The sequence below is a fragment of the Janthinobacterium sp. PLB04 genome, from assembly GCF_021165895.1.
GTDB lineage: Bacteria > Pseudomonadota > Gammaproteobacteria > Burkholderiales > Burkholderiaceae_D > Janthinobacterium > Janthinobacterium lividum.
In genome coordinates this window covers 4660555-4685953 of the sequence record NZ_CP088968.1, presented here as the reverse complement: position 1 = coordinate 4685953, position 25399 = coordinate 4660555, and the positions used below count along the sequence as shown (strand labels likewise).

The window sequence follows — 25399 nt, the reverse complement described above, 5'->3', positions numbered from 1 at the left end:
TGGACGGGTATTTGCATGACTGTTTTTAGCAAAACTTACAGCAAAATTATCGGTACCGGCAGCTACTTGCCGGAGAAGCGCGTCACCAACCAGGATTTGACCGAACAGCTCGCCGCCAAGGGCATCGAGACGTCGGATGAATGGATCGTGTCGCGCAGCGGCATTTCGGCGCGCCATTACGCGGCGCCGTCGCAAAACTCCTCGGACCTGGGCGTGGAAGCGGCCAAAAAAGCCCTGGAAATGGCTGGCCTGAACGGCAATGACCTGGACCTGATCATCGTCGCCAGCTCGACTCCCGATTTCTTCGGCAGCTTCCCCAGCACGGCCTGCATCGTGCAAAACAAGCTGGGCATCACGAACAACTGCGCTGCCGTCGACGTGCAAGCCGTCTGCAGCGGTTTCGTGTATGCGGTCGCCACGGCCGACAGCTTCATCCAGTCGGGCATGCACAAGAATGTGCTGGTGATCGGCGCCGAAGTGTTTTCGCGCATCCTCAATTTCGACGACCGCGGCACCTGCGTGCTGTTCGGCGACGGCGCCGGCGCCATCGTCATGACGGCCTCCAATGAGCCGGGCATCCTGGCCACCAAGCTGCACGCGGACGGCCGCCACTCGAACATCCTCAGCGTGCCGGGCAGCCTGGCTGGCGGCGCGCTGGACGGCAGCGCCTTCCTCTACATGGATGGCCCGGCCGTATTCAAGCTGGCCGTGTCCGTGCTGGAAAAGGTCGCGCACGAAGCGCTGGAACACGCCAACATGACGTCGGACCAGATCGACTGGCTGATCCCGCACCAGGCGAATATCCGCATCATGAACAGCACGGCCAAGAAACTTGGCTTGCCGCTGGAGAAGATGGTTGTCACCGTCGACCAGCATGGCAACACCTCGGCCGCCTCGATCCCGCTGGCGCTCGACATCGCCGTGCGCGATGGCCGCGTCAAGAAGGGCGACAACGTCATGATGGAAGGCGTGGGCGGCGGCTTTACCTGGGGCGCCGTGCTGGCGCGCATGTAATCCCGCAACACTATTAAAAAAACGGAGTCGACATGACACAATTTGCATTTGTTTTCCCAGGTCAAGGCTCGCAAGCGATTGCGATGCTCGACGGTTTCGCCGGCAACCACGTGGTTGCGCAGACCTTTGCCGAGGCGTCGGACGCCCTGCAATTCGACCTGAGCAAGCTGATCGCCGAAGGTCCGAAGGAAGAACTCGATCTCACCACCAATACGCAGCCGGTGATGCTGACGGCGGCCGTGGCTTTCTACCGCGCCTGGCTGGCGGCCGGCGGCCCCGTGCCGACGGTCGTGGCCGGTCACAGCCTCGGTGAATACTCGGCGCTGGTCGCCGCCGGCGTCATCTCGTTCAAGGATGCCGTGCCGCTCGTGCGTTTCCGCGCGCAAGCCATGCAGGAAGCCGTGCCCGTCGGGCAGGGCACGATGGCTGTCGTGCTGGGCCTGTCGGATGACGACGTGCGCGCCGCCTGTGCGGAAGCGGCGGCGGAAAACCCGGCCCTGGTGGTCGAGCCCGTCAATTTCAACGCGCCAGCACAAGTCGTCATCGCCGGCCATACGGCGGCCGTCGAGCGCGCCTGCGAACTGGCCAAGGCCAAGGGCGCCAAGCGCGCCATGAAGCTGCCCGTCTCCGCGCCATTCCACTCGTCGCTGCTGAAGCCCGCATCGGACCGTTTGCGCGAATACATGGCCGGCTTGACGTTCTCGGCGCCGCAGATCGCCCTGATCAACAACGTCGACGTGGCCATCGTCAACGATGTGGCCGGCATCAAGGATGCACTGGTGCGCCAGGCAGCCAGCCCCGTGCGCTGGGTGGAAACCATGCAAAAAGTGGCGGCCGACGGCATCACGCAAGTGATCGAGTGCGGTCCGGGCAAGGTCCTGATGGGCCTGGCCAAGCGCATCGATCCGGTGCTGGTGGGTGACGCCATCGTCGACCAGGCTTCGCTGGAACGCATTTTGACGCAGCTCAAATAAACATCAGACCGCGGCAGCCTGCCTGCCGCGGTTGCTCTTAAGGATACTCATGAATTTAGCAAATCAAGTCGTGCTGGTCACGGGCGCCTCGCGCGGCATCGGCCGCGCCATCGCCACCGAACTGGGCAAGCAGGGTGCCACCGTGGTCGGCACCGCCACCTCGGAAAGCGGCGCGCAAGCCATCACCGATTACCTGGCCGCCGAAGGCGTGACGGGCAAGGGCCTGGTCCTGAACGTGACCGATGCGGCGCGCTGCGCTGCCGTCGTCGATGAGGTGCAGAAAACCTACGGCAGCCTGTCGATCCTTGTCAACAATGCAGGCATCACGCAAGACCAGCTGGCCATGCGCATGAAGGATGAAGAGTGGGACAGCGTCATTTCCACCAACCTGTCGGCCGTCGGCCGCCTGTCGCGTGCCGTGTTGCGCGGCATGATGAAAGCCAAAACTGGGCGTATCATCAATATCACGTCGGTGGTGGCTTCGTCGGGTAATCCTGGGCAAATGAATTACGCGGCGGCCAAGGCTGGCGTGGAAGGCATGAGCCGCGCCCTGGCGCGCGAAATCGGCAGCCGCAACATTACCGTGAACTGCATCGCCCCGGGCTTCATCGATACCGACATGACCAAGGCGCTGAGCGAAGAGCAGCACGCGGCCCTGTTGACGCAAATTCCCCTGTCCCGCCTGGGCAAGCCGGAAGACGTGGCAGCGGCGGTGGCCTTTTTGGCTTCGCCGCAAGCGGCGTATATCACGGGCACGACCCTGCACGTGAACGGTGGAATGTACATGAATTGATGTGAAAGCTAGACGGGGCGGGCGTTTGTGGCATGATTCAACGGCCGTTTTTGTCTATAATCGCATCTTTTAGCAGCAGCTTCGGTCGAATTAGCAGCAGACACCGAAATTAGTATTCGGACGCGCAAACCTGATAAAATGCGCGCACTTTCCGTAACACACACTTTGGAGCCATAACATGTCGGATATCGAACAACGCGTTAAGAAAATCGTCGCTGAGCAACTGGGCGTTGCAGAAGCAGACATCAAAATCGAATCCTCCTTCGTCGACGATCTCGGCGCCGATTCCCTGGACACCGTGGAACTGGTCATGGCCCTGGAAGACGAATTCGAAATGGAAATCCCTGACGAACAAGCTGAAAAAATCACCACCGTGCAACAGGCGATCGACTACGCCACTGCACACGTCAAGGCCTAAGCCTGTCTGACCGACTTCAGGAGAATCGCTTGAGCCGTTCTAAAAACCGTCGTGTTGTTGTCACCGGCCTGGGTTGCGTTTCACCAGTCGGCAATACTATTGCCGAGGCGTGGGGCGCAATCATTGAAGGTAAATCCGGCATTGCCACGATTACCAAGTTCGATGCACTGCCATTCACCACGCATTTTGCTGGTGAAGTCAAAGGCTTCAATATCGAAGAGTACATCTCCGGTAAGGAAGCCCGCCACATGGATACCTTTATCCATTACGGCATGGCTGCAGGCATCCAGGCGATGCAGGACTCCGGTCTGGAAGTCACCGAAGAAAACGCCGAGCGTATCGGCGTGATCATCGGTTCCGGTATCGGTGGCTTGCCGCTGATCGAAGAGACCAAGTCCGAGTACGAAAAGCGCGGTCCGCGCCGTATCTCGCCATTTTTCGTGCCTGCCTCGATCATTAACATGATCTCTGGCAACCTTTCGATCAAATATGGTCTGAAGGGCCCGAACCTGGCGATCGTTACAGCGTGTACCACCGGTTTGCACAGCATCGGTGCCGCAGCGCGCATGATCGAGTACGGCGATGCCGACGTCATGATCGCCGGCGGTGCTGAATCGACCGTGTCGCCACTGGGCCTGGGCGGTTTCGCTTCGGCGCGTGCCTTGTCGACCCGCAACGACGATCCGGCAACGGCATCGCGTCCGTGGGATACCGACCGCGACGGCTTCGTGCTGGGCGAGGGCGCTGGCGTCATGGTGCTGGAAGAGTACGAGCACGCGGTGGCCCGTGGTGCCAAGATCTATGCCGAAGTGCATGGTTTCGGGATGAGCGCAGATGCTTATCACATGACCTCGCCGCTGGAAGATGGTAGCGGCGGCAGCAAATCGGTGATCGCGGCCCTCAACAACGCTGGCTTGAACGCGGATCAGATTCAGTACCTGAACGCGCACGGCACGTCGACCCCGCAAGGCGACGTGGCGGAAGTGATGGGCATCAAGCGCACCTTCGGCGAGCACGCCAAGAATCTGGTCGTCAACTCGACCAAGTCGATGACGGGCCATTTGCTGGGCGGCGCGGGCGGTCTGGAAGCGGTGTTTACGGTCCTGGCATTGCACCATCAGGTGTCGCCACCGACCATCAACATCTTCAACCAGGATCCGGCTTGCGATCTCGATTTCTGTGCCAACACGGCGCGTGATATGAAGATCGATTATGCAGTGAAGAATTCGTTCGGCTTCGGCGGAACGAATGGCACGCTGATTTTCGGTAAAGCGAAATAAGCAGGAACTTTCAAGCGCTCGCTACGGTCAAACTGTAGTGAGCGCTGATTCGGCGCCAACGTTCGTTGGCGCCTGAATTTGCCCGGCATGGTGCCGGCGCGCCTTTTTTTCCCATGAAGTATGTCGATCGCAGTAGCGGCTGTCATTCGCACGCCTGTCTGTTTGCGCCTGTTGCAAGCGGTGCTGGGGCTGTGCGCGGTGCTGGCCGCCTGGCCCTTGAGCGGTGCGTGGCGCGTTGCTGCCGTGTCCGGGACTGCTTCCGGCCCTGGCCAGCTGGTGGGCGGCTACGCGCTGGGCTGGAGTGCTGCGCTGCTGAGCGCGGCTGGCGGCGTGTTTTTGCTGGCTTTGCTGCGCCGGCGCAGAAAGCCGCAGGCGCTTGATATTTCGCCGGTTGGCCAGTTGCGGCTGGCGGTATATCTGGAGCATGGCGAGGTGCCAGGGGCTATTGCTGACGGGGGAGCGGAGACGGCCGGGCCGGGGCTTGCGGGGGTGCAGGGGCTGCGCCTGTTGCCGGGCTCGACCTTGTGGCCGTCGCTGCTCGTGCTGTGCCTGGCCGATGCGGCCGGGCGGCGCACGGATGTGCTGGTGCAGCGCGGCGGCAGTTGCGCCGCCTTCCGTCCGCTGGCCGTGGCTTGCCGGGCGATCGCGGCGCGGAACAGGGAAGAATAAAAGTGCGGCGAACACTGAACTTCTTGCAGCGGGCCAACTCTATATCCATACAGGCGCCCACGCTGCATGACTACAGGGACATCGGGCGTGAGGACAGAGCGCGAGTATGATCAGTTGCTGGTCGAGCGGGTACAGGCTGGCGACAAACGGGCATTTGATGTGCTGGTATCGAAATATCAGCGCCGCTTGATGCGCTTGGTGTCGCGCCTCGTGCATGACCCGGCGGAGGCCGAAGATGTGGTGCAGGAAACCTTTATCAAGGCCTACCGGGCGCTGCGCCATTTCCGCGGCGAGGCTGCCTTTTATACGTGGTTGTACCGCATCGGCATCAATACGGCCAAGAATTATCTCGTCACGCAGGGGCGGCGCGCCGCCACGTCCAGCGATACCGACGCCGAGCAGGCGGAGTCTTTCGATGACGGTAATAAATTGCGCGATAACAATACACCCGAATCGGTGCTGGCCAGCAAGCAGATTGCCGCCACCGTCAATGCGGCCATGGATGTGCTGCCCATCGAGTTGCGCACGGCCATCGTGCTGCGCGAGATCGAGGGCCTGAGCTATGAGGAAATATCGGAGATCATGGCGTGCCCCATCGGCACCGTGCGCAGCCGGATTTTTCGCGCGCGCGAAGTGATTGCGGAGAAATTGAAGCCATTGCTGGACATGCCGATTGACAAGCGCTGGTAATCTGGGGAGTATGAGGTTGGCATGGCTGCGTCCGTTTTCCGCACCGACCCTCTTGAAATGGCAGGATCCATCATGGATACGCACACACGATTGCACGAGACTATTTCCGCGCTGGCCGATGGCGAGCTGGCGGCGAACGAACTCGAACTGGCTTTTGCCGCCCTCGATACGCCATCGGGACGGCAAGCCTGGGATGCCTATCGCCATATCGGTGACGTGCTGCGCTCGGAGCAGTGCGGCCATGCCTTGAGCGCCCAGTTCGATGCGCGCCTGGCCAGCCGCCTGGCCGCCGAGCCGGCGCCCGATGAGCCGGCTGCCCATGCGGAACCGCTGCCACCCCGTGCCGCCGGCATCGTGCCGCCGGGCGCGGTCGAACCGCTGGAGGCGGGGCCGCTGGCGCAGCGCTAGCTGTCGCGTTTTCCATCTTATGCCAGGCTTAACGTTCCTGTCGCCCTCTTGACACTGGCCTTCGGTACGATTGACACTGTGCACAGGCAATATCTTGCTTTTGCGATATATTGTTGCTGCCATGCGCGCTGTCAGGTGAGTTTGCCCCTGGTTTTCCGTCATGAAGGCGCAATCATGCGCGCAGGCAATTGCCTGATCCGCGTTTTGATCCGTTTACCGTTTATATATACTCGAAAAGATCCTTTCCATGAAAAAAAACATGTGTGCCGCCAGCAAGTCGTTTTCAGTGAAGACGCTTTCCGCCTTATTGTTCGGTACGGCTGGCGTCTTCCTTGCTCCCACCATGCTGGGCCTGGCGCCACAGGCGCAGGCCGCCGTGCCGTCCGTGAAACTGCCTGATTTTTCTGATCTGGTCGATGCCGTCGGCCCGGCCGTGGTGAATATCCGCACCACCGAACGCCTGAAAATGGGCGCCGCCGGGGCTGGCGTGGGCGGCCAGGATGAGCAGGAAATGCAGGAATTCCTGCGCCGCTTCTTTGGCGGCGCCATGCCCACGCCGCGCCAGCAGGCGCCACGCGGCGGCCGCCGCGCCGTGCCGCAGGAGCAGGAAGTGCAGCGCGGCGTCGGTTCCGGCTTCATCATCTCGGCCGATGGCTATGTGCTGAGCAATGCCCACGTGGTCGATGGCGCCGACGAGGTGTACGTGACCTTGACGGACAAGCGCGAATTCAAGGCCAAGGTGATTGGCGCCGATGCGCGTACCGACGTTGCTCTGCTGAAAATCGAGGGCGGCAACCTGCCGCGCCTGACCATCGGCGACTCGGACAAGATCCGCGTGGGCGAGTGGGTCATCGCCATCGGCTCGCCGTTCAACCTGGAAAATACGGTGACGGCCGGCATCATTTCCGCCAAGTCGCGCGACACGGGCGACTACTTGCCGCTGATCCAGAGCGACGTGGCCGTCAACCCTGGCAACTCGGGCGGTCCGCTGATCAATATGCGCGGCGAAGTGATCGGCATCAATTCGCAGATCGCCACCTTGTCCGGCGCCTACAATGGCATTTCGTTTGCCGTGCCCATCGATGAAGCCATGCGCGTGGGCGAGCAGCTGAAAAAGACGGGTAAGGTTGTGCGCGGGCGCATCGGCGTGCAGATCGGCGAAGTGAGCAAGGACGTGGCGGAATCGCTGGGCTTGCCGAATGCCAAGGGCGCGCAAGTATCGATGGTGGAGCCGGGCGGTCCGGCCGACAAGGCGGGCATCAAGCCGGGCGACATCATCCTGAAATTCAACGGTGCTCAGATCGAGCGTTCGTCCGATCTGCCGCGCCTGGTAGGCGGTGCCGCCGTCAACGGCAAATCCACGATAACGGTCTGGCGCAAGGGCGCGCAGCAGGATATTCCCGTCACCGTCGTCGAGCTGGAAAGCGAGAAGACGGCGAAGAAGGGCGCCAAGGAGCCGGAAGCGCAAGCCGTCAACGCACTGGGACTGAAGGTCAGCGACGTGCCGGCCGCGAAGAAGCTGGAATTGAAGATCGATGCGGGCGTGCTGGTCGACGAGGCGGATGGCGTGGCGGCCTTGGCTGGCCTGCAGCCTGGCGACGTGATTTTGCAATTGAATAACGTTGCCGTGAAAGATGCCAAGCAATTCAACGCCCTGGTCGCCAAGCTCGATCCGAAAAAGACATCGGCCGTGCTGGTGCGCCGTGGCGACGTGGCGCAATTCGTTTCGCTGCGTCCATCGGCGAAGTAACTATGTGATCATCCCGCATTCCGGCCGCAGCCGGGATGCGGTATTCTTCCCGCTATGCACTTCACCCTCTATTCCCGCAGTTATTGCCATTTATGCCAGGATATGCTCGATGCCTTGCTCCTGCTGCAGCCGCCTGAAACACCGTTTACCGTGGACGTGATCGATATCGATGCCTCGCCCGATGCCTCGCTGCTGGCCCGTTTCGATGAACTGGTGCCGGTGCTGTTTGGCGACCTGGCGCAGCCGGAGCTATGTCACTATTTCCTCGACGAAGAGGCTGTGCGGCGCTGCCTGGTGTAGCTTAACTGTCAATATTGACACTGCAATGCACCATTCTGGTGCCGAAAACAGCCGAAAATGTCGGCTTGCCCCGGTGCCGGCCTCATAAGACGGGCTTTCTACTCTGAAATCCGGTAAAATGGGGAGGTCGAAAAAGCTACTGTCCGAGGCAGCAGCTTCTGTCGCTTCAAAAGCGCTCGCCTGGGCATGCAGATGTCCTGCTCGGAGCGCTTTTTTTCATCATGAGTGGGGCGCCCGGTTTTGGCCCTGTTTGGCCCGAGCATGATCCCCATGATTCCTGTTAAAGCAGTGTCGTCAACTTCGCACTTATATTAGTTAATGAACAACATACGCAATTTCTCCATCATCGCCCATATTGACCACGGTAAATCGACCCTGGCTGACCGCATCATTCAATTGTGCGGCGGCTTGTCCGACCGCGAGATGGAGGCGCAGGTGCTCGATTCGATGGATCTGGAGCGCGAGCGCGGCATTACCATCAAGGCGCAAACGGCGGCCTTGCACTACAAGGCGCGCGATGGCCAGATCTACAATCTGAACCTGATCGATACGCCAGGCCACGTCGACTTCAGCTATGAAGTGTCGCGCTCGCTGTCGGCGTGCGAAGGCGCGCTGCTGGTTGTTGACGCGTCGCAAGGCGTGGAAGCGCAAACGGTCGCCAACTGCTACACGGCGCTGGACCTGGGCGTGGAAGTGGTGCCCGTCCTGAACAAGATCGACTTGCCGAACGCGGATCCTCCGAGCGCCATTGCCGAGATCGAAGACGTGATCGGCATCGACGCGGGCGACGCCGTGCATTGTTCGGCCAAGACGGGCTTCGGCGTGCTGGACGTGCTTGAACAATTGATCGTCAAGGTGCCGCCACCGAAGGGTGACCCCGATGCGCCGCTGCAGGCGCTGATCGTCGACTCCTGGTATGACGCCTATGTGGGCGTGGTCATGCTGGTGCGCGTCATCAACGGCACCCTGAAACCAAAAGACAAGATCCGCCTGATGGCCACCGATTCGGTGCAGCTGGTGGAAGACATCGGCGTGTTCTCGCCCCGTTCGCAATCCTTGCCGCAATTGTCGGCAGGCCAGGTGGGCTTCATCATCGCCGGCATCAAGGAATTGAAGGCGGCGAAAGTGGGCGATACCGTCACCCTGGCCAACCGTCCTGCCGCCGCGCCATTGCCCGGCTTCAAGGAAGTACAGCCGCAAGTGTTCGCCGGCCTGTTCCCTGTGGAAGCGAACCAGTATGACGCGCTGCGCGACTCGCTGGAAAAGCTGAAACTGAATGACGCGGCCCTGATGTACGAGCCGGAAGTGTCGCAGGCGCTGGGCTTCGGCTTCCGCTGCGGTTTCCTGGGTTTGCTGCACATGGAAATCGTGCAGGAACGCCTCGAGCGCGAATTCGACATGGATCTGATCACGACGGCGCCAACCGTGGTGTACGAAGTGATCCAGCGCGACGGCACCATGATCAACGTCGACAATCCGTCGAAGATGCCCGATCCGTCGCGCATCGAGGAAGTGCGCGAGCCTATCGTCACGGTCAATCTGTACATGCCGCAGGAATACGTGGGCTCCGTGATCACCCTGTGTATCGGCAAGCGCGGCATCCAGATGGACATGAGCTATCACGGCCGCCAGGTCAAGCTCGTGTATGAAATGCCGATGGCCGAAATCGTGCTGGACTTCTTCGACCGCCTGAAATCGACGTCGCGCGGCTATGCCTCGATGGATTACGAGTTCAAGGAATACCGCGCGGCCGACGTGGTCAAGGTCGACATGCTGATCAACAGCGAAAAAGTCGATGCGCTGGCGATTATCGTCCACCGTTCGAACAGCCAGTACCGTGGCCGCCAGGTGGCTGCCAAGATGCGTGAACTGATTCCGCGCCAGATGTTTGACGTGGCCATTCAAGCCACCATCGGCGCCAACATCATTTCGCGCGAGAACGTGAAAGCCTTGCGCAAGAACGTGCTGGCCAAGTGCTATGGCGGCGATATCAGCCGCAAGAAAAAATTGCTGGAAAAACAAAAGGCGGGTAAGAAACGCATGAAGCAAGTGGGTTCCGTGGAGATCCCGCAAGAGGCATTCCTGGCAATTTTACAAGTGGATGGTTAATCAATGAACCTGCAAGTGATTTTAGGAAATTTCGCTTTAATCCTGTTCGTGCTGATGGTGTTGACGGGCCTGGTCTGGTGCCTGGATGTGTTTTATCTGTCCAAGCAGCGCCGCAAGGCGGCCGACCGCGCCCTGGCTGAATTCGACGCACGCCAGTCCAAGCTGGCCGCCGAGGGCATCAAGTCCGATGCGGGCGGCAGCCGCGCCAGCATCGAGGCGGCCCTGTTGCGCCAGCCGACCTGGGTCGAGTATTCGGGCAGCTTTTTCCCCGTCATCGCGCTCGTGTTCTGCCTGCGCTCGTTCCTGTACGAACCATTCAAGATCCCGTCGAGCTCGATGGTGCCGACCTTGCTGGTGGGCGACCTGATCCTGGTGAACAAGTTCACTTATGGTATCCGTTTGCCGATCGTCAACAAGCGCATCATTGAAGTCAACGATCCGCAGCGCGGCGATGTGATGGTGTTCAAGTATCCGAAAGATATGTCGCAAGACTATATCAAGCGCGTGATCGGTGTGCCCGGTGATAAAATCACCTATGAAAACAAGCGCTTGACGGTCAACGGCAAGGAAGTGGCTTACACGCCGCTGGACGACTACCTCGATGACGAAAGCACGGTTTACCACAAGCAGCTGGAAGAAAACCTGACGGGCGTGAGCCACCGCATCCTCAACGACGAGCCTGCTCCAACGTTGAACTTGCGCGAAGTGAAGGATTTCCCGCACAAGGATGCGTGCAACTACAACGAAGACGGTTTTACGTGTGTAGTGCCACAAGGCAATTACTTCATGATGGGCGACAACCGCGACAATAGTGCGGACAGCCGCTACTGGGGCTTCGTGCCGAACGAGAACATCGTCGGCAAGGCTTTCCTGGTGTGGATGAACTTCAGCAATCCGAAACGCGTGGGCGGCATACACTAAGCCGGTCTGGTCTGTAAAGGACCAGCCATGGCTGCCGCGCCGATTCCCCGCGTGGCGGCCAGCCGAATTACTCAGATGACACAGAAACAACAATGAATCTTCAGCTATTGCAAACCCGTTTAGGCTATACGTTCCAGGATGCTGGCCTGTTGCAGCAAGCCTTGACGCATCGTAGCCACAGCAGTTTGCATAACGAGCGGCTGGAATTCCTCGGCGACTCCATCCTCAACTGCGTGGTCGCTTCCATCTTGTACGAGCGCTTCAAGTCCATCGACGAGGGCGACCTGTCGCGCCTGCGCGCCAATCTGGTGAAGCAGCAGTCGCTGTATGAAATCGCGCAAAAGCTGGAACTGTCGCAATTCCTGCGCCTGGGCGAAGGCGAACTCAAATCGGGCGGCTTCCGCCGTCCATCCATCCTCGCCGACACCCTGGAAGCCTTGCTGGGCGCGATTTTCCTCGACACGGGCTTCGATGCCGCCAGCACGGTGATCCGCGCCTTCTACATCCCCATCCTCGATTCGGTCGATCCGCAAACCCTGGGCAAGGATGCCAAGACCCTGCTGCAGGAGTTTTTGCAAAGCAAGAAAATTTCGCTGCCACAGTACAACGTGGTGGCCACCCACGGCGCCGCCCACAGCCAGGAATTCGAGATCGAATGCCTGGTGCCGAAATTGAACATCCAGGTCTACGGCCGTGGCGGAAGCCGCCGCGCCGGTGAGCAAGCCGCCGCCAAACTGGCGCTGGACGTGGCCGAGCAGGCACTGTTGAAGTCGCCAGCCGCCAGCCGCAAGCCCAAACCGCGCGCCGCCCAGCTCAAGCTGGCCGGCATTGCCACCATCCAGAGCGACGACGCGGCAGCCCCAGCTGCCCCGGCGATCGCCGCTCACACTAAACAGAATCGACACTAGCATGACAGCCACCAAAATGCCCGACAACTTCCGCTGTGGCTATATCGCCATCGTGGGCCGCCCCAACGTGGGCAAATCGACCCTGATGAACGTGCTGATCGGCGCGAAGGTCAGCATCACTTCGCGCAAGGCGCAAACGACGCGCCACCGCATCACGGGCATCCAGACGGTGCCGGATGCGCAGTTCATCTACGTCGACACGCCAGGCTTCCAGACGCGCCACTCGAACGCGCTGAACAAGACGCTGAACAAGACCGTCACGAACACCCTGATTTCCTCGGACGTCATCCTGTACGTGATCGAGGCGGGCACGTTCGGCCCGGCCGACCAGCAAGTGATGGACCTGTTGCCGAAGGAAGTGCCATGCATCCTCGTCATCAATAAATCCGACCGCGTGAAGGACAAGGCCGTACTGCTGCCGTTCGCGCAAAAGATCGCCGCCATGCGCGACTTCGCCGCCATCGTGCCTGTTTCCGCCAAGCTGCACTTCCAGCTGGAAGGCTTGCAGAATGAAATCAAGCGCTTCTTGCCGGAAAACCAGCCGATCTTTGGACCGGACGACATCACGGACCGCAGCGAGAAATTCCTCGCCTCGGAAATCGTGCGTGAAAAACTCTTCCGCTTTGTCGGCGACGAACTGCCGTACACGAGCACCGTGCTGATCGAGAAATTCGAGCAGGAAGGCGATCTGCGCCGCGTGTTTGCCGCCATCCTGGTCGAGCGCGATACGCACAAGTCCATGATTATCGGCAACAAGGGCGCGCGCCTGAAGGAAGTTTCCACCCAGGCCCGCCTGGACATGGAAAAGCTGTTCGGCGGCCCCGTGTACCTGGAAATCTGGGTCAAGGTCAAGTCGGGCTGGGCCGACAACGAGGCGGGCTTGCGCGCCTACGGCTACGAGTAATCCGCAACCCGGGGGCGACGCCACACGCATGAGCACCACCACGCCAGCGCTGCAGCATCCTGCGCCAGCTTCACCTGCTGTTTCCGCACCTGTCCCCGCACCGGTGGCCATCGCGCCGCCGGCCGTACCTCCCACAGCACCCCGGCGCAGCCGTCCGCCCACGCGCGACGGCCGCATCACGGGCCAGCCAGCCTTCGTGCTGCACAGCTACCCGCATAAAGAAACCAGCCTCATCGTCGACGTGTTTACGCGCGAGTACGGCCGCATCGCGCTCGTTGCCAAGGGCGCCAAGCGGCCCCATTCGCAGTTGCGCGGCGTGCTGCAGACCTTCCAGCCGCTGCAAGCGGGCTGGACGGGCAAGTCCGAGCTGCGCATCCTCACCGGTGCGGAATGGGTGGGTGGCATGTTGCCGCTGGAAAAGACTGCCTTGCTGTGCGGCTTTTATTTGAACGAATTGCTGGTCAAATTGCTCGCGCGCGACGACCCGCATCCCGTCCTGTTCGACCACTACGTTGCTACCTTGAATCAACTGGCGCACAATGAGCCCCCGCCCATCGTGCTGCGCAAGTTCGAGCGCGCCCTGCTCAAGGAAACGGGCGTGGCGGCCGACCTGACGCGCTGCACGGGCACGCGCCAGGCCGTCGAGGCGGGGCAGGTGTACGTGGTCGACCCGGAGCGGGGGCCGCGCCCGGCGCGCGCCGCCGACGCCTGGCCCAGGATCACGGGCAAGACCCTGCTCGACATGGAGCGCGAAGATTATCTTGACGTGGCCACGCAGGCGCAAAGCAAGCTGCTGATGCGCTTTTTGCTGGCCCATCAACTGGGCGGCGCCACCTTGAATACGCGCCAGATACTGATTGATTTAATGCAGCTGTAGCTGAGGTTTGCAGCAGGACAGCACTTTACGGATACCATTTATATGAGCTTTTTGCAGCCTTCCGGCCCCGTCATCGACCTGGGCGTCAACATCGACCACGTGGCCACCTTGCGCAATGCGCGCGGCACCGCGTATCCGGACCCTATCCGCGCGGCCCTGCTGGCCGAACAGGCCGGCGCCGACGCCATCACCCTGCATTTGCGCGAAGACCGCCGCCACATCAAGGATGCGGACGTGATCGCCATCGCGCCGCAATTACTGACGCGCATGAACCTGGAAGCGGCCGTCACGGCCGAGATGATCGATTTCGCCTGCCGCATCAAGCCGGCGGACGTCTGCCTGGTGCCGGAAAAGCGCACGGAAGTGACGACCGAAGGGGGCCTGGACGTGGTGCGCTACTTCAAGGAAGTGCAGGCGGCGGTGCAACAATTGCAAGGCGAGGGCATCCGCGTGAGCCTGTTCATCGATGCGGACGAGCAGCAGATCGCTGCCGCCGCCGAGCTCGGCGCGCCCGTGATCGAGCTGCACACGGGGCGCTATGCCGATACGCAAGGCGCCGAGCAGCTGGCGGAACTGGAGCGCATCAAGGCGGGCGTGCTGTTTGGCGTGGGCCGTGGCTTGAAAGTCAACGCGGGTCACGGCTTGCATTACACCAATGTGCAGGCCATCGCCGCCATTCCCGATATTGCTGAGCTGAACATCGGTCATGCCATCGTCGCGCACGCCGTGTTTGTCGGCTGGGAAAATGCCGTGCGCGAAATGAAGGCCATCATGGTGGCCACGCGCCTCGGTCACAGGGCCTGACAGGGGAGTAGGGCATGATCTACGGCATCGGTACCGATATCTGCAAGATACCCCGCATCGAGGCGGCCCTGGCGCGGCACGGCGAGCGTTTCGCGAAAAAGATATTGGGGCCGCAGGAGCTGGAAAAATTCCGCGCCCGCAGCGCCAAGAATGCCGCGCGCGGCGTGCGCTTCCTTGCCACGCGCTTCGCGGCAAAGGAAGCGTTTTCCAAGGCCATCGGCCTGGGCTTGCGCATGCCGATGACCTGGCCCGCCGCGCAGATGCTGAACCACCCCAGCGGCAAGCCGATGATCGTCTGCAGTGGCGTGCTGGCGCAGTTCATGGAGAAAAATCGCCTGAGCGCGCAAGTGACCATCAGCGATGAAGAAGAATATGCGGTCGCGTTCGTGATCGTGGAACAGGCAGTGTAACTATAAGTGCGCAATGAGCCAGCAATGACCGAAGCAAGCCCAGAACCTTCCTTGGTGGAAACGCCACCCGATCCCCGCGCGCAAGTGCTGGCGACCGTCGCCAAGCTGCCGAATTTGCCCGGCGTGTACCGCTATTTCGACGCCGCCGACAAGGTGCTGTATGTCGGCAAGGCGCGCGACCTGAAAAAACGCGTCTCCAGCTACTTCCAGAAGAACCTGGCCAGTCCCCGCATCGCCATGATGGTCGAGCGCATCGCGCGCCTGGAAACGACGGTCACGCACAGCGAAGCGGAAGCATTGATCCTGGAAAACAACCTGATCAAGGCGCTGCAGCCGCGCTACAACATCCTGTTCCGCGACGACAAGTCGTATCCGTATCTGAAGATCACGAATGGCGATGCGCCGCGCATGGTGTATTACCGGGGCGCGGTGGACAAGAAAAACCAGTATTTCGGGCCGTTCCCCAGCTCTTGGGCCGTCAAGGAATCGATGCAGATCCTGCAAAAGGTGTTCCTGATCCGTACCTGCGAGGACAGCGTGTATGCGAACCGCACGCGTCCCTGCCTGCTGCACCAGATCGGCCGCTGCAGTGCGCCCTGCGTGGACCTGATCAGCAAGGAAGACTACAAGAACGACGTGGAAAACGCGGCGCGCTTCCTGCGCGGGCGCCAGAGCGAAGTGCTGGCCGACCTGGAAAAGAAGATGCACGCGTTTGCCGCTGAATTAAAATTCGAGCAGGCCGTGGTGGTGCGCAACCAGATCGCCTCGCTGTCGCGCGTGCTGCACCAGCAAAGCATGGAGACGACGGGTGACGCCGATGTGGACATCCTCGCCGTGCTGGTGCAGGGCGGGCGCGCCTGCGTCAACCTGGCCATGGTACGCGGCGGACGCCATCTGGGCGACCGCGCTTATTTCCCCAGCCAGCTCAGCGATGCGGCGGCGATTGCCGAGGAGCCGATCGAGGTGGAAGTGCTGGCCGCCTTCCTGGCCCAGCACTACACGGAAAAATTCATTCCCGGCACCCTGATCCTGAATATCGAATTCGACCAGCCAGCCCTGATGGTGGCGCTGATGGAGCAGTGTGGCCACCGCATCAACCTGATCTTCCAGCCGCAGGGGCAGCGCCGCCAGTGGCTGGAAATGGCGCAGAAGGGCGCCGAGATTTCGCTGGCGCGCTTGTTGTCCGAACAGGGGTCGCAGCAGTCGCGCACGCGCGCGCTGGCCGAGGCGCTGCGCCTGGAAACGGAAGACCTCGACAGCCTGCGCGTGGAGTGTTTCGACATCAGCCACACGCAGGGCGAGGCGACGCAGGCGTCGTGCGTCGTGTTCCACCATCACGCCATGCAGAATGGCGAATACCGGCGCTACAACATCAATGACATCACGCCCGGCGACGATTACGCGGCCATGCGCCAGGTCCTCATGCGCCGTTACGAGAAAGTCGCGAATGGCGATGGCGTGATGCCCGACGTGGTCTTGATCGACGGCGGCAAGGGACAGATCGAAATGGCGCGCCAGGTGTTCGCCGAGCTGGGACTCGATATCAGCTTGATTGTCGGCGTAGCCAAGGGGGAGGGGCGCAAGGTTGGCCTGGAAACCCTGCTGTTCGTCGATGGCCGCGCGGCGCAGGAACTGGGCAAGGAATCGGCGGCCCTGATGCTGATCGCGCAGATCCGCGACGAGGCGCACCGCTTCGCCATCACCGGCATGCGCGCCAAGCGGGCCAAGACGCGCCAGACGTCCCGCCTTGAAGAGATCGAGGGTATCGGCGCCAAGCGCCGCCAGAAATTGCTGTCGCGCTTTGGCGGCTTGCGCGGCGTGGTCGACGCCAGCATCGAGGATCTGATGTCGGTGGAGGGGATTTCCACGCAGCTGGCAGAAGAAATATACAAGCAGCTGCATTGATGGATAGATGGCCTGGTCCGGTGCTGCGGCAACCGGACTAGGCTAATACCCCTGGGCCATGTAGACTAGTGGCGCTTTCTTCATACTTTCTTCATATTCAATTTACCTGTCGGCCGATTGCTTCCTTATGCCTTTTAATATCCCCATCCTTTTGACGTGGCTGCGCGTGGCCCTGATACCACTCGTCGTCGGCGTGTTTTATCTGCCGCCGTCGATGCTGCTGCATGGCGACCAGAACCTGGTTGCCACCCTGGTCTTCATTGTTGCGGCCGTCACCGACTGGTTCGACGGTTTCCTCGCGCGGCGCTGGAACCAGACCTCGGCCTTTGGCGCCTTCCTCGACCCGGTCGCCGACAAGCTGATGGTGGCGGGCGCCTTGCTGGTGCTGGTGCAGCTGGACCGTGTGAATGCCGTGCTGGCCTTCATCATCATCGGCCGCGAAATCACGATTTCCGCGTTGCGCGAATGGATGGCGCAGATCGGTGCATCGAAATCGGTGGCCGTCAGCTCGATCGGCAAGATCAAGACGGCCGCGCAAATGACGGCCATTCCCCTGCTGCTGTACCACGAAGTGATCTTTGGCGCGATCGATACCCACGTGTGGGGCGAGAAGCTGCTGTGGATCGCCTGCGTGCTGACGGTGTGGTCGATGTTTTACTATTTGCGCCTGGCATGGCCGCTGATTAAAGAAAAAGCGGGAAATTTGCACTAAGAATAGGCAGGCGGCTGCTTTGTGCGGAATATTTTGCAAAAGACCAGATATTGCCCGTTGACAGCCCCTGTAATCCCTCTATAATGCTGGCCTGTTGTTGATGACGCGGGAGTAGCTCAGTTGGTAGAGCGCAACCTTGCCAAGGTTGAGGTCGAGAGTTCGAGACTCTTCTCCCGCTCCAGTTTTCTGGATCGTGTCATAGGTAAAAACAGCGAATGCAGTAAAAAGTAGTACTGGCGATGTAGTAGAGCTTCTGATACAATGTTGTCCACTGCGGGAGTAGCTCAGTTGGTAGAGCGCAACCTTGCCAAGGTTGAGGTCGAGAGTTCGAGACTCTTCTCCCGCTCCAGTGAATGCTGGATCAGCAGTAAAGCAGCACTGGTAAACGGTAGCAAAAAGCAGTAAAATAGCGGTTCGTATGCGGGAGTAGCTCAGTTGGTAGAGCGCAACCTTGCCAAGGTTGAGGTCGAGAGTTCGAGACTCTTCTCCCGCTCCAGCGAAAGCTGAAGCAGTACAGCAAGAATGGCAGTAGCAGAAAATAGAAGCTCCAATGCGGGAGTAGCTCAGTTGGTAGAGCGCAACCTTGCCAAGGTTGAGGTCGAGAGTTCGAGACTCTTCTCCCGCTCCAGAATTCTAAAGGGAAGCTAAGCTGGCTTCCTTTTTTTATCCACCGCGGTACGCGGCGAGATTAAGCAGTAACCAAGCTCCAATGCGGGAGTAGCTCAGTTGGTAGAGCGCAACCTTGCCAAGGTTGAGGTCGAGAGTTCGAGACTCTTCTCCCGCTCCAGTTTTCAAGGTGTGCCGCAAGGCCCATCCAAGCAGTTCCTCTGGCGAGGTAGCAAAGAGGTTATGCAGCGGCCTGCAAAGCCGTTTAGACGGGTTCGATTCCCGTCCTCGCCTCCAGATGAAAAAAATAGCCCACTTTCGAGTGGGCTATTTTTTTGTCCGCGCATTTGCCTGACTTTTGCCGGCTGCGCATCTTGTATAATGCCGGCAAGCTCAGCCGCGCCGCCTGGCGCCTTGATGAAACTTCCCCTTTCCGCCATACCGATGTAGTCACTGACGACTTTCCTGCTCCGTTCGACCTCAGCGCAGCTTTTTTGTGACGCCCGCTGGCATGGCTGCGCCTGATGATTGTCCATCAGGCCGGCATTTTCCTGTTCCGACTTTGGATACGACTCAATGATCAACGCAACTTTTCGGGATGAGTGGTTCTCGAACATACAAAAAAACGTCCTGGCGGGCCTGACCACCTCATTTGCCCTGGTGCCTGAATGCATCGCCTTTGCCCTGGTGGCGCAACTGAACCCCCTGATGGGCCTGTATGGCGCCTTCATCATTTGCGCATTCACGGCCATCTTTGGCGGACGCCCCGGCATGATTTCCGGCGCCGCCGGCTCCATGGCCGTCGTCATCGTGGCACTGGTGGCTCAGCATGGCGTGCAGTACCTGCTGGCCACCGTGGTGCTGAGCGGCATCCTGATGGCCTTGTTCGGCATCTTGCGCCTAGGTAAGTTGATCCGCATGGTGCCCTATCCGGTGATGCTGGGCTTTGTGAATGGCCTGGCCATCGTCATCGCCATGGCCCAGCTGGAACACTTTCGCCAAGCCACGCCGCAGGGCGAAACCTGGCTGCAAGGCATGCCCTTGTATGTGATGGGCGCGCTGGTGGCGCTGACCATGGCCATCGTCTACGTGCTGCCGCGCTTCACGAAGGCCGTGCCTCCGGCGCTGGTGGCCATCCTCGGCGTGGGCGTGCTCAGCCATTTCTTGCACCTGCCCACGCGCACCCTGGGCGACCTCGCGCATATCGCCGGCGGCCTGCCGGCCCTGCATTGGCCCACCGTGCCGCTGGACATGGCGACCTTGCATATCATTTTCCCATATGCAGCCCTGATGGCCATGGTGGGCTTGCTGGAAACTTTGCTCACTTTTAATCTCACCGATGAGATGACTGAAACGCGGGGCCATCCGAACCGCGAATGCATCGCCCTCGGCGCATCGAATGTCGTTTCCGGCCTGTTTGGCGGCATGGGCGGTTGCGCCATGATCGGGCAGACCATGATCAACCTGAGCTCGGGCGGCCGTTCGCGCCTGTCGGGCGTGACGGCCGGCGTGATGATTTTGCTGTTCATCCTGGTCCTGTCGCCGCTGATTGAGCGCATCCCGCTGGCCGCCCTGGTGGGCGTGATGTTCGTCGTGGCGCAGCAGACGTTTGCCTGGGGTTCCTTGCGCGTACTGGGCAAGGTGCCGTTGCAGGATGCGCTGGTGATCGTTGCCGTGACGGTCATTACCGTATTCACGGACCTGGCGATGGCCGTGCTGTGCGGCATCGTCATCGCCGCCTTGAATTTTGCCTGGCAGCATGCGCGTGAAATGCGTGCCGATATCGATGACAGCAGCGCCGGAGTGCGCGTGTACCTGCCGCATGGCACGCTGTTTTTTGCTTCCACCACGCATTTCCAGGAACTGTTCCAGCCAGCGTCGGACCCGGCCCGCGTCATCCTCGACTGCCGGCACCTGCACATGGCCGATCACTCGGCCATTGCCGCCATCGAATCCTTGTATGAACGCTATGACAAGGCGGGCAAGCATCTGCAGGTGACGCATCTGTCCACCCGCAACCAGGCCTTGCTGCAGCGGGCCGGGGTGGATGTCGGCGTGGCGTAAAATAGGGGATTGTTGAATGTCTGTGGAGTGTGAATGCTGTCGAACGAACAAGAACAATTGTTGCAACAAAGCCAGGCGGGCTTTGACGCCTACTATGACGCGCTGGGCGCCTCGCTGGTGAATTTCGTCGAGCGCCTGGGTATCCAGCCGGCGCACGAAGTGCTGACCAACGCGGCCGAATACTTGCCGTATATCGACGCGGCTATGCGCACCATCGTCATCCGCGACGAGAGCTGGCAGTGGGTAAAAACCATGCTCGGCTATTTTATCGGCGAATACTTCGTGCAAGGCCATGCGGGCTGCTGGTATGTGGAAACGCGGGCGGAATCGCCGCATTTTTGCCGCACCATGGTGGGCGGCTTCGAGCATGGCTTGCCAGCGGACGCCGCCATCGATCCGGAGGCGCTCGCGCTGGAATTTCTGGGGCAATCCGTGCCGCGCGAGCTGGCGGTACTGATCGCCAAAGCGCAAGCCCGTGCGGCTTGATGCCGCACGGCTTGCTTAAGCAGATTTAAAACTCTTCCCACTCGCCTTCGGCCGGCGCAGTTGCCTTGCTGCCGGCGCGCGTCGCGGGCAGGCGCAGGGCAGGGGCCGAAGCCTTGCGGGCTGGTGCGGCAGCAGTTGGCGTTGCGCTGCGCTGTGCCGCTTTTACGCTGAAACGGTCGGTCGCTACTGCATTGGCATCGAGGCGGAAGACGCTGACCACCTGCGCCAGTTCGCTCGCCTGTTCCTGCATCGCTTCGGCCGCTGCCGAGGCTTCTTCCACCAGGGCCGCATTTTGCTGGGTCACCTGGTCCATTTCGGAAATGGCCTGGTTGACTTGCTCGATGCCCGCGCTCTGCTCTTCGCTGGCGTTGCTGATCTCGCTCATGATGGACGTGACAAAGCCGATGCTTTGCACGATTTCTTCCATCGTCTTGCCGGCCTTGTCGACCAGGTCCGTGCCCACATCGACCTTTTGCACGGAGTCGTCGATCAAGCCCTTGATCTCTTTTGCCGCCGCTGCGGAGCGCTGCGCCAGGTTGCGCACTTCCGTGGCCACCACGGCAAAGCCGCGGCCCTGTTCGCCAGCGCGCGCCGCTTCCACTGCCGCGTTCAATGCCAGGATATTGGTCTGGAAGGCGATGCCGTCGATGACGGAAATGATGTCGACGATTTTCTTCGACGAGGTATTGATTTCGCCCATGGTGGCGACCACTTCGGCCACCACGGCGCCGCCGCGGCTGGCGATGCCGGCCGCGTCGCCGGCCAGTTTATTCGCCTGGCGCGCGTTGTCGGCGTTCTGTTTGACGGTCGAGGTCAGTTCTTCCATCGACGAGGCCGTTTCTTCCAGCGAACTGGCTTGCTGTTCCGTGCGCGACGACAGGTCCTGGTTGCCGGCGGCGATTTCCGCGGAGGCCGTGGCGATGGTGTCGGTGCCGCTGCGCACCTGGCCCACGATGCCCACCAGGCTGTCGTTCATGGTTTTCAGGGCATGCATCAGCTGGCCCGTTTCATCGCGGCCCTGGGCCGTGATGGTGCTGGTGAGGTCGCCAGCTGCCACGGTTTCCGCCACTTTCACGGCGGCGCGGATGGGGCCGGTGATCGAGCGCGTGATCCACCACGCGAAACCGATGCCCATCAGCACCGCCAGCACGCCCATGGTGATCAGGAAGATGCGGGTGCCGCTGTAGGCTTCGATGATGCTGGCGCCGACGCCGTCGGCGGCCTTGATCTGCATGTTGGCAAAGCGTTTGACTTCGGCCAGGTAGGCCACGGTGATCGGCGCCACTTCCTTGTCGAACACGACCTTGGCGCCTGCCACGTCGCCGTCGGCCTTCATCTTGAAGGCGCGCGCGCGCGTCGTCACGTAGTCGGTGCGGACCTTGCGCACGACCTTGAATTGCTCGATCACGGCAGGATTGAGCAAGGACGCGATGATGTCATCCTGCAGCTTGCTGGAACGCTCCGCATCGACTTTCAAGTCTTCCTCGATCTTGGCGCGCACGACAGGATCGGTGATCTCGAACGAGGCGACGCCGCGCACGCTGTTGAGTTCAATGATCTTCGACCATTCGGCCACCATGCGCTGGTTCTTGATGCTGGTATTGATGAGACGGTAAGTCAGGTCGCTGGCCGTCTGCATGCGCACGAGGGCGGTGATGGTCAAGGCGGCAAGCAACAGCAATACGACAGCAAAGCCGACGCCAAGGCGGCTGCCGATGTTCAGGTTTTTCATGTAATTCCTAACAGTTTAATAGTCATGATCGCCGCCGCCAGCAGGGGCGGACAGGCGCCGCAAGGCGCAGGGGATCGGGGTCTTCGGGTGCCGCGTGATGGCTGTGCGGCGCGCCACGCTGAGCGTGGCGATGGAGGTGAAGCAAGGGGCATGTCGGTCAGGCTGACCGCTGCCCAGCAAGCCGCAAGTATAGCATTGACGCAGAGAAATAGTTTTTCAAAGCAATTTTAATTGTTTTTTGATATTGATTTCCTGTTGTGTTTTTACATCAAGTACCTGCGCTATAAGTACTATCACTTACATAAGTGCTGACTAATCGCATGGCCGCCTGATAAAATACTAATGATAATCATTCGTATTAAAACATTGACCAGGGAATTGTATGCAGCGCAAGCCAGGATTCAAACCGATCACCATCGCCGTACTGGGCGCCTTGACCTTTGGCGCCACGCCATTGGCTACTTGGGCACAGGAAAGCTTGCCCGCCGTCACCGTGACGGCGGCTAAGGACAAGGATGGCTATGTTGCCGCCACCTCCGCCAGCGGCACCAAGACGGAAATGGCTTTGCGCGACGTGCCGCAGACGATCAACGTGGTGCCGGCCGCCGTCATCCGCGACCAGAACGCCATGTCGATCCAGGACATCATGAAGAACATCCCCGGCGTGGGCTTGTCCACGGGCGACGGCCAGCGCGACCAGGTGTTCATCCGCGGCTTCACGGCCATCGGCGACCAGTTCGTCGACGGCTTCCGCGATGACGCGCTGTATTTCCGCGACCTGTCGAATGTGGAGCGCCTGGAAGTGATCAAGGGGCCGGCTGCCGTGCTGTACGGCCGCGGCTCCTCGGGTGGCCTGGTCAATCGCATCACCAAAAAACCGGGCGTGGATATCACGGACGTGGCTCTGAGCCTGACGAACACAAAAGGGCGCCGCGGCGAAGTCGACGTGGGCCGTGTCGGCGAGACGGTGGACTGGCGTGTCACGGGTGGGCGCGAATTGTCGGACAGCTACCGTGACCAGCAATTCATCAACCGCACGGCGCTGGCGCCGTCCGTGGCCATTCGCTTGTCGAGCGCGACGAAACTGCTGCTGCAGGGCGATTACCTGGAAGACCGCCGCCTGACGGACTTCGGCATTCCATCCAACCAGGGCCGTCCCGTCGCCGTCGATGCGGGCACCTATTATGGCGCCGCCAACGCCCGCGACGCGGACTTCAGCCAGTCGCGCGTGGTGTCCACGGCCGCGACACTGACGCACAAGTTCAGCGATACGCTATCGCTGCGCAATGCCTTCCGTTACTACGATTACCACCTGGACCGCAACAACACGAATATTTCCGGCAACGTCAACGAAGTCAAGGGCACGATGAGCCTGGGTCACGCCAAGCTCAACCGCGACGAGAGCGGCTGGTTTAACCAGACGGAACTGATGCAAAAGCTGGTCACGGGCACCTTGCGCCATGAAGTGCTGTACGGCGCCGAGTTCGGCAAGCAAAACAAGGATGCCAACAGTTGGGCCGCCATCGCTGTAACGACACCTGCGAAGCCCGTGTCGATTTTCAATCCTGTTCTGCCCGTCGTCGATCGCAGCAAGCTGGGCGTGCGCAGCGATACTTTCGGCACCTATGACACGGCCGCCGCCTACGTGCAGGACGCCATCAGTTTCAGCGACGAGTGGAAGGCGCTGGCCGGCTTGCGCTACGACCGCTACAAGCAGCAGTCGCGCCTGGCCAATGCGCTTGGCGTGACGACGGCGGATCTGTCGCGCACGGATTCGGCCTACAGCCCCCGCGCCGGCCTCGTCTGGCAACCGAGCGCCGTGCAATCGTATTACGCGTCGTGGAGCCGTTCGTTCCAGCCGAGCGGCGAGAACTTCGCCCTGGCCGCCAACAATGCCGACCTGGCGCCGGAAACCACGCGCAACACGGAAGTGGGCGCCAAGTACGACCTGTGGGGTGGCCGCGCCAACGCCACCGTGTCGCTGTTCCGCCTGGAGCGCGACAATATCAAGACCAGCGACCCGATCACGAACCGCATCGTGCCCGTCGGCACGCAGCGCACGGATGGCCTGGAGCTGACCTTCAACGCGGACTTGCACGATGGCTGGAAGATGATGGCCGGCTACGCTTACCTGGACGCCACCATCACCGATTCCATCGCCGTCGACCGCAGCGTGAATGCGCCGGGCACGACGACGGCCAGTTCCGTCGCCATCAAGGGCAAGCGCGCCACTTTGACGGCGCGCAACACGGCCAATCTGTGGCTGACGAAAGACCTTGGCCACGGCTTCACCGTGGGCGGCGGCGCGAATGCCGTCGGCAGCCGCTTCGCCAACCCTGGCAACACCGTCGTGCTGCCAGGCTACGTGACGGCCGACGCCATGGCCGCTTACCGCACGGGCCGCTATGAAGTGCAGCTGAACGTCAACAATATCGGCGACACGCGCTACATCGTCTCGGGCCACGGTTCCAGCCCGAACCTGAGCTTGCCGGGCGCGCCGCGCAACGTGGCGCTGACCTTGCGCTACAGCTTGTAATTTGTCATTTTTCTGACGCATCCCAAACCCGCTCGCGAGCGGGTTTTTTCATGGTGGGTAGCGATGTGCAAGCGTGCCAGGCAGGCTGGCATTGTTTAGAGGGAATATTCGGTATCGTCAAATTAATGT

At 60.8% G+C, this 25399-nt stretch carries 23 protein-coding genes and 6 tRNA genes; 28 read left to right on the top strand and 1 reads right to left on the bottom strand.

The annotated features are described in order from the left end of the window. Window positions 1-15: 15 nt before the first annotated feature. The 27 genes from LSO07_RS20605 (at window position 16) to LSO07_RS20475 (ending at window position 21002) form a co-directional block, all read left to right on the top strand. Entirely contained in the window at window positions 16-1014 is a 999-nt protein-coding gene (locus LSO07_RS20605) for a beta-ketoacyl-ACP synthase III (protein WP_070280211.1), read from the top strand. Window positions 1015-1046: 32 nt separating this feature from the next. Next, window positions 1047-1988 (top strand): ACP S-malonyltransferase, encoded by a 942-nt coding sequence (fabD, locus tag LSO07_RS20600; RefSeq protein WP_151096447.1) that lies wholly within the window; start codon window positions 1047-1049, stop codon window positions 1986-1988. 49 nt (window positions 1989-2037) lie between these two features. Then, the gene (gene fabG / locus LSO07_RS20595) at window positions 2038-2781 is read left to right on the top strand and encodes a 3-oxoacyl-ACP reductase FabG (protein ID WP_034749638.1); all 744 of its coding nucleotides are present in this window, start codon (window positions 2038-2040) and stop codon (window positions 2779-2781) included. A 178-nt stretch (window positions 2782-2959) separates the two neighbouring features. After that, the gene (acpP, locus tag LSO07_RS20590) at window positions 2960-3199 is read left to right on the top strand and encodes an acyl carrier protein (protein WP_008449912.1); all 240 of its coding nucleotides are present in this window, start codon (window positions 2960-2962) and stop codon (window positions 3197-3199) included. Window positions 3200-3228: 29 nt separating this feature from the next. Next, window positions 3229-4479 carry a beta-ketoacyl-ACP synthase II gene (gene fabF / locus LSO07_RS20585; protein WP_070280213.1) on the top strand — a complete coding sequence of 417 codons (1251 nt, stop codon included), beginning with the start codon at window positions 3229-3231 and terminating at the stop codon, window positions 4477-4479. Window positions 4480-4599: 120 nt separating this feature from the next. Then, entirely contained in the window at window positions 4600-5148 is a 549-nt protein-coding gene (locus LSO07_RS20580) for a hypothetical protein (RefSeq protein WP_151096446.1), read from the top strand. A gap of 66 nt (window positions 5149-5214) precedes the next feature. After that, the gene (rpoE, locus tag LSO07_RS20575) at window positions 5215-5838 is read left to right on the top strand and encodes an RNA polymerase sigma factor RpoE (protein WP_070280215.1); all 624 of its coding nucleotides are present in this window, start codon (window positions 5215-5217) and stop codon (window positions 5836-5838) included. A gap of 72 nt (window positions 5839-5910) precedes the next feature. Next, entirely contained in the window at window positions 5911-6246 is a 336-nt protein-coding gene (locus LSO07_RS20570) for a sigma-E factor negative regulatory protein (protein WP_151096445.1), read from the top strand. Between the two features lie 247 nt (window positions 6247-6493). Next, complete coding sequence (locus LSO07_RS20565) at window positions 6494-7996, top strand: DegQ family serine endoprotease (RefSeq protein WP_070255333.1); 1503 nt, start codon at window positions 6494-6496, stop codon at window positions 7994-7996. A 54-nt stretch (window positions 7997-8050) separates the two neighbouring features. After that, window positions 8051-8296, top strand: coding sequence for a glutaredoxin family protein (locus LSO07_RS20560; RefSeq protein WP_099394181.1), 246 nt, complete (start codon window positions 8051-8053; stop codon window positions 8294-8296). Window positions 8297-8614: 318 nt separating this feature from the next. After that, the gene (lepA, locus tag LSO07_RS20555; RefSeq protein ID WP_034749621.1) at window positions 8615-10405 is read left to right on the top strand and encodes a translation elongation factor 4; all 1791 of its coding nucleotides are present in this window, start codon (window positions 8615-8617) and stop codon (window positions 10403-10405) included. 3 nt (window positions 10406-10408) lie between these two features. Beyond that, window positions 10409-11326 carry a signal peptidase I gene (lepB, locus tag LSO07_RS20550; protein ID WP_034749618.1) on the top strand — a complete coding sequence of 306 codons (918 nt, stop codon included), beginning with the start codon at window positions 10409-10411 and terminating at the stop codon, window positions 11324-11326. A 92-nt stretch (window positions 11327-11418) separates the two neighbouring features. Next, window positions 11419-12234, top strand: coding sequence for a ribonuclease III (rnc, locus tag LSO07_RS20545; RefSeq protein WP_077406693.1), 816 nt, complete (start codon window positions 11419-11421; stop codon window positions 12232-12234). A gap of 1 nt (window position 12235) precedes the next feature. Further along, complete coding sequence (gene era / locus LSO07_RS20540; RefSeq protein ID WP_034749612.1) at window positions 12236-13138, top strand: GTPase Era; 903 nt, start codon at window positions 12236-12238, stop codon at window positions 13136-13138. A 28-nt stretch (window positions 13139-13166) separates the two neighbouring features. Further along, on the top strand, window positions 13167-14015 hold the full coding sequence (gene recO / locus LSO07_RS20535) for a DNA repair protein RecO (RefSeq protein WP_151096444.1): 849 nt from the start codon (window positions 13167-13169) through the stop codon (window positions 14013-14015). 42 nt (window positions 14016-14057) lie between these two features. Further along, window positions 14058-14819, top strand: a complete 762-nt coding sequence (gene pdxJ, locus LSO07_RS20530; protein ID WP_034779221.1) for a pyridoxine 5'-phosphate synthase — start codon at window positions 14058-14060, stop codon at window positions 14817-14819. Window positions 14820-14833: 14 nt separating this feature from the next. After that, on the top strand, window positions 14834-15229 hold the full coding sequence (acpS, locus tag LSO07_RS20525) for a holo-ACP synthase (RefSeq protein ID WP_070280220.1): 396 nt from the start codon (window positions 14834-14836) through the stop codon (window positions 15227-15229). Window positions 15230-15253: 24 nt separating this feature from the next. Then, complete coding sequence (gene uvrC / locus LSO07_RS20520; protein ID WP_151096443.1) at window positions 15254-17134, top strand: excinuclease ABC subunit UvrC; 1881 nt, start codon at window positions 15254-15256, stop codon at window positions 17132-17134. A gap of 127 nt (window positions 17135-17261) precedes the next feature. Continuing rightward, entirely contained in the window at window positions 17262-17846 is a 585-nt protein-coding gene (gene pgsA, locus LSO07_RS20515) for a CDP-diacylglycerol--glycerol-3-phosphate 3-phosphatidyltransferase (protein ID WP_034749601.1), read from the top strand. 105 nt (window positions 17847-17951) lie between these two features. After that, window positions 17952-18027 (top strand) — tRNA-Gly (locus tag LSO07_RS20510). Between the two features lie 92 nt (window positions 18028-18119). Then, window positions 18120-18195: transfer RNA gene (locus LSO07_RS20505), tRNA-Gly, on the top strand. 71 nt (window positions 18196-18266) lie between these two features. Continuing rightward, window positions 18267-18342: transfer RNA gene (locus tag LSO07_RS20500), tRNA-Gly, on the top strand. Window positions 18343-18398: 56 nt separating this feature from the next. Further along, window positions 18399-18474 (top strand) — tRNA-Gly (locus LSO07_RS20495). Between the two features lie 83 nt (window positions 18475-18557). Then, window positions 18558-18633, top strand: a tRNA-Gly gene (locus tag LSO07_RS20490). A 42-nt stretch (window positions 18634-18675) separates the two neighbouring features. Next, a tRNA-Cys gene (locus LSO07_RS20485) sits at window positions 18676-18749 on the top strand. A 279-nt stretch (window positions 18750-19028) separates the two neighbouring features. Then, a complete protein-coding gene (locus LSO07_RS20480) occupies window positions 19029-20516 on the top strand; it encodes a SulP family inorganic anion transporter (protein ID WP_151096442.1) in 1488 nt (495 codons plus the stop codon). 33 nt (window positions 20517-20549) lie between these two features. After that, window positions 20550-21002 carry a hypothetical protein gene (locus tag LSO07_RS20475; RefSeq protein ID WP_070254520.1) on the top strand — a complete coding sequence of 151 codons (453 nt, stop codon included), beginning with the start codon at window positions 20550-20552 and terminating at the stop codon, window positions 21000-21002. A gap of 25 nt (window positions 21003-21027) precedes the next feature. Here LSO07_RS20475 and LSO07_RS20470 read toward each other — a convergent pair whose 3' ends face one another. Further along, window positions 21028-22734 (bottom strand): methyl-accepting chemotaxis protein, encoded by a 1707-nt coding sequence (locus tag LSO07_RS20470; RefSeq protein WP_151096441.1) that lies wholly within the window; start codon window positions 22732-22734, stop codon window positions 21028-21030. Window positions 22735-23116: 382 nt separating this feature from the next. On the opposite strand from LSO07_RS20470, the gene LSO07_RS20465 reads away from it, so the two are divergent. Then, the gene (locus LSO07_RS20465; RefSeq protein ID WP_151096440.1) at window positions 23117-25270 is read left to right on the top strand and encodes a TonB-dependent receptor; all 2154 of its coding nucleotides are present in this window, start codon (window positions 23117-23119) and stop codon (window positions 25268-25270) included. Window positions 25271-25399: the final 129 nt, after the last annotated feature.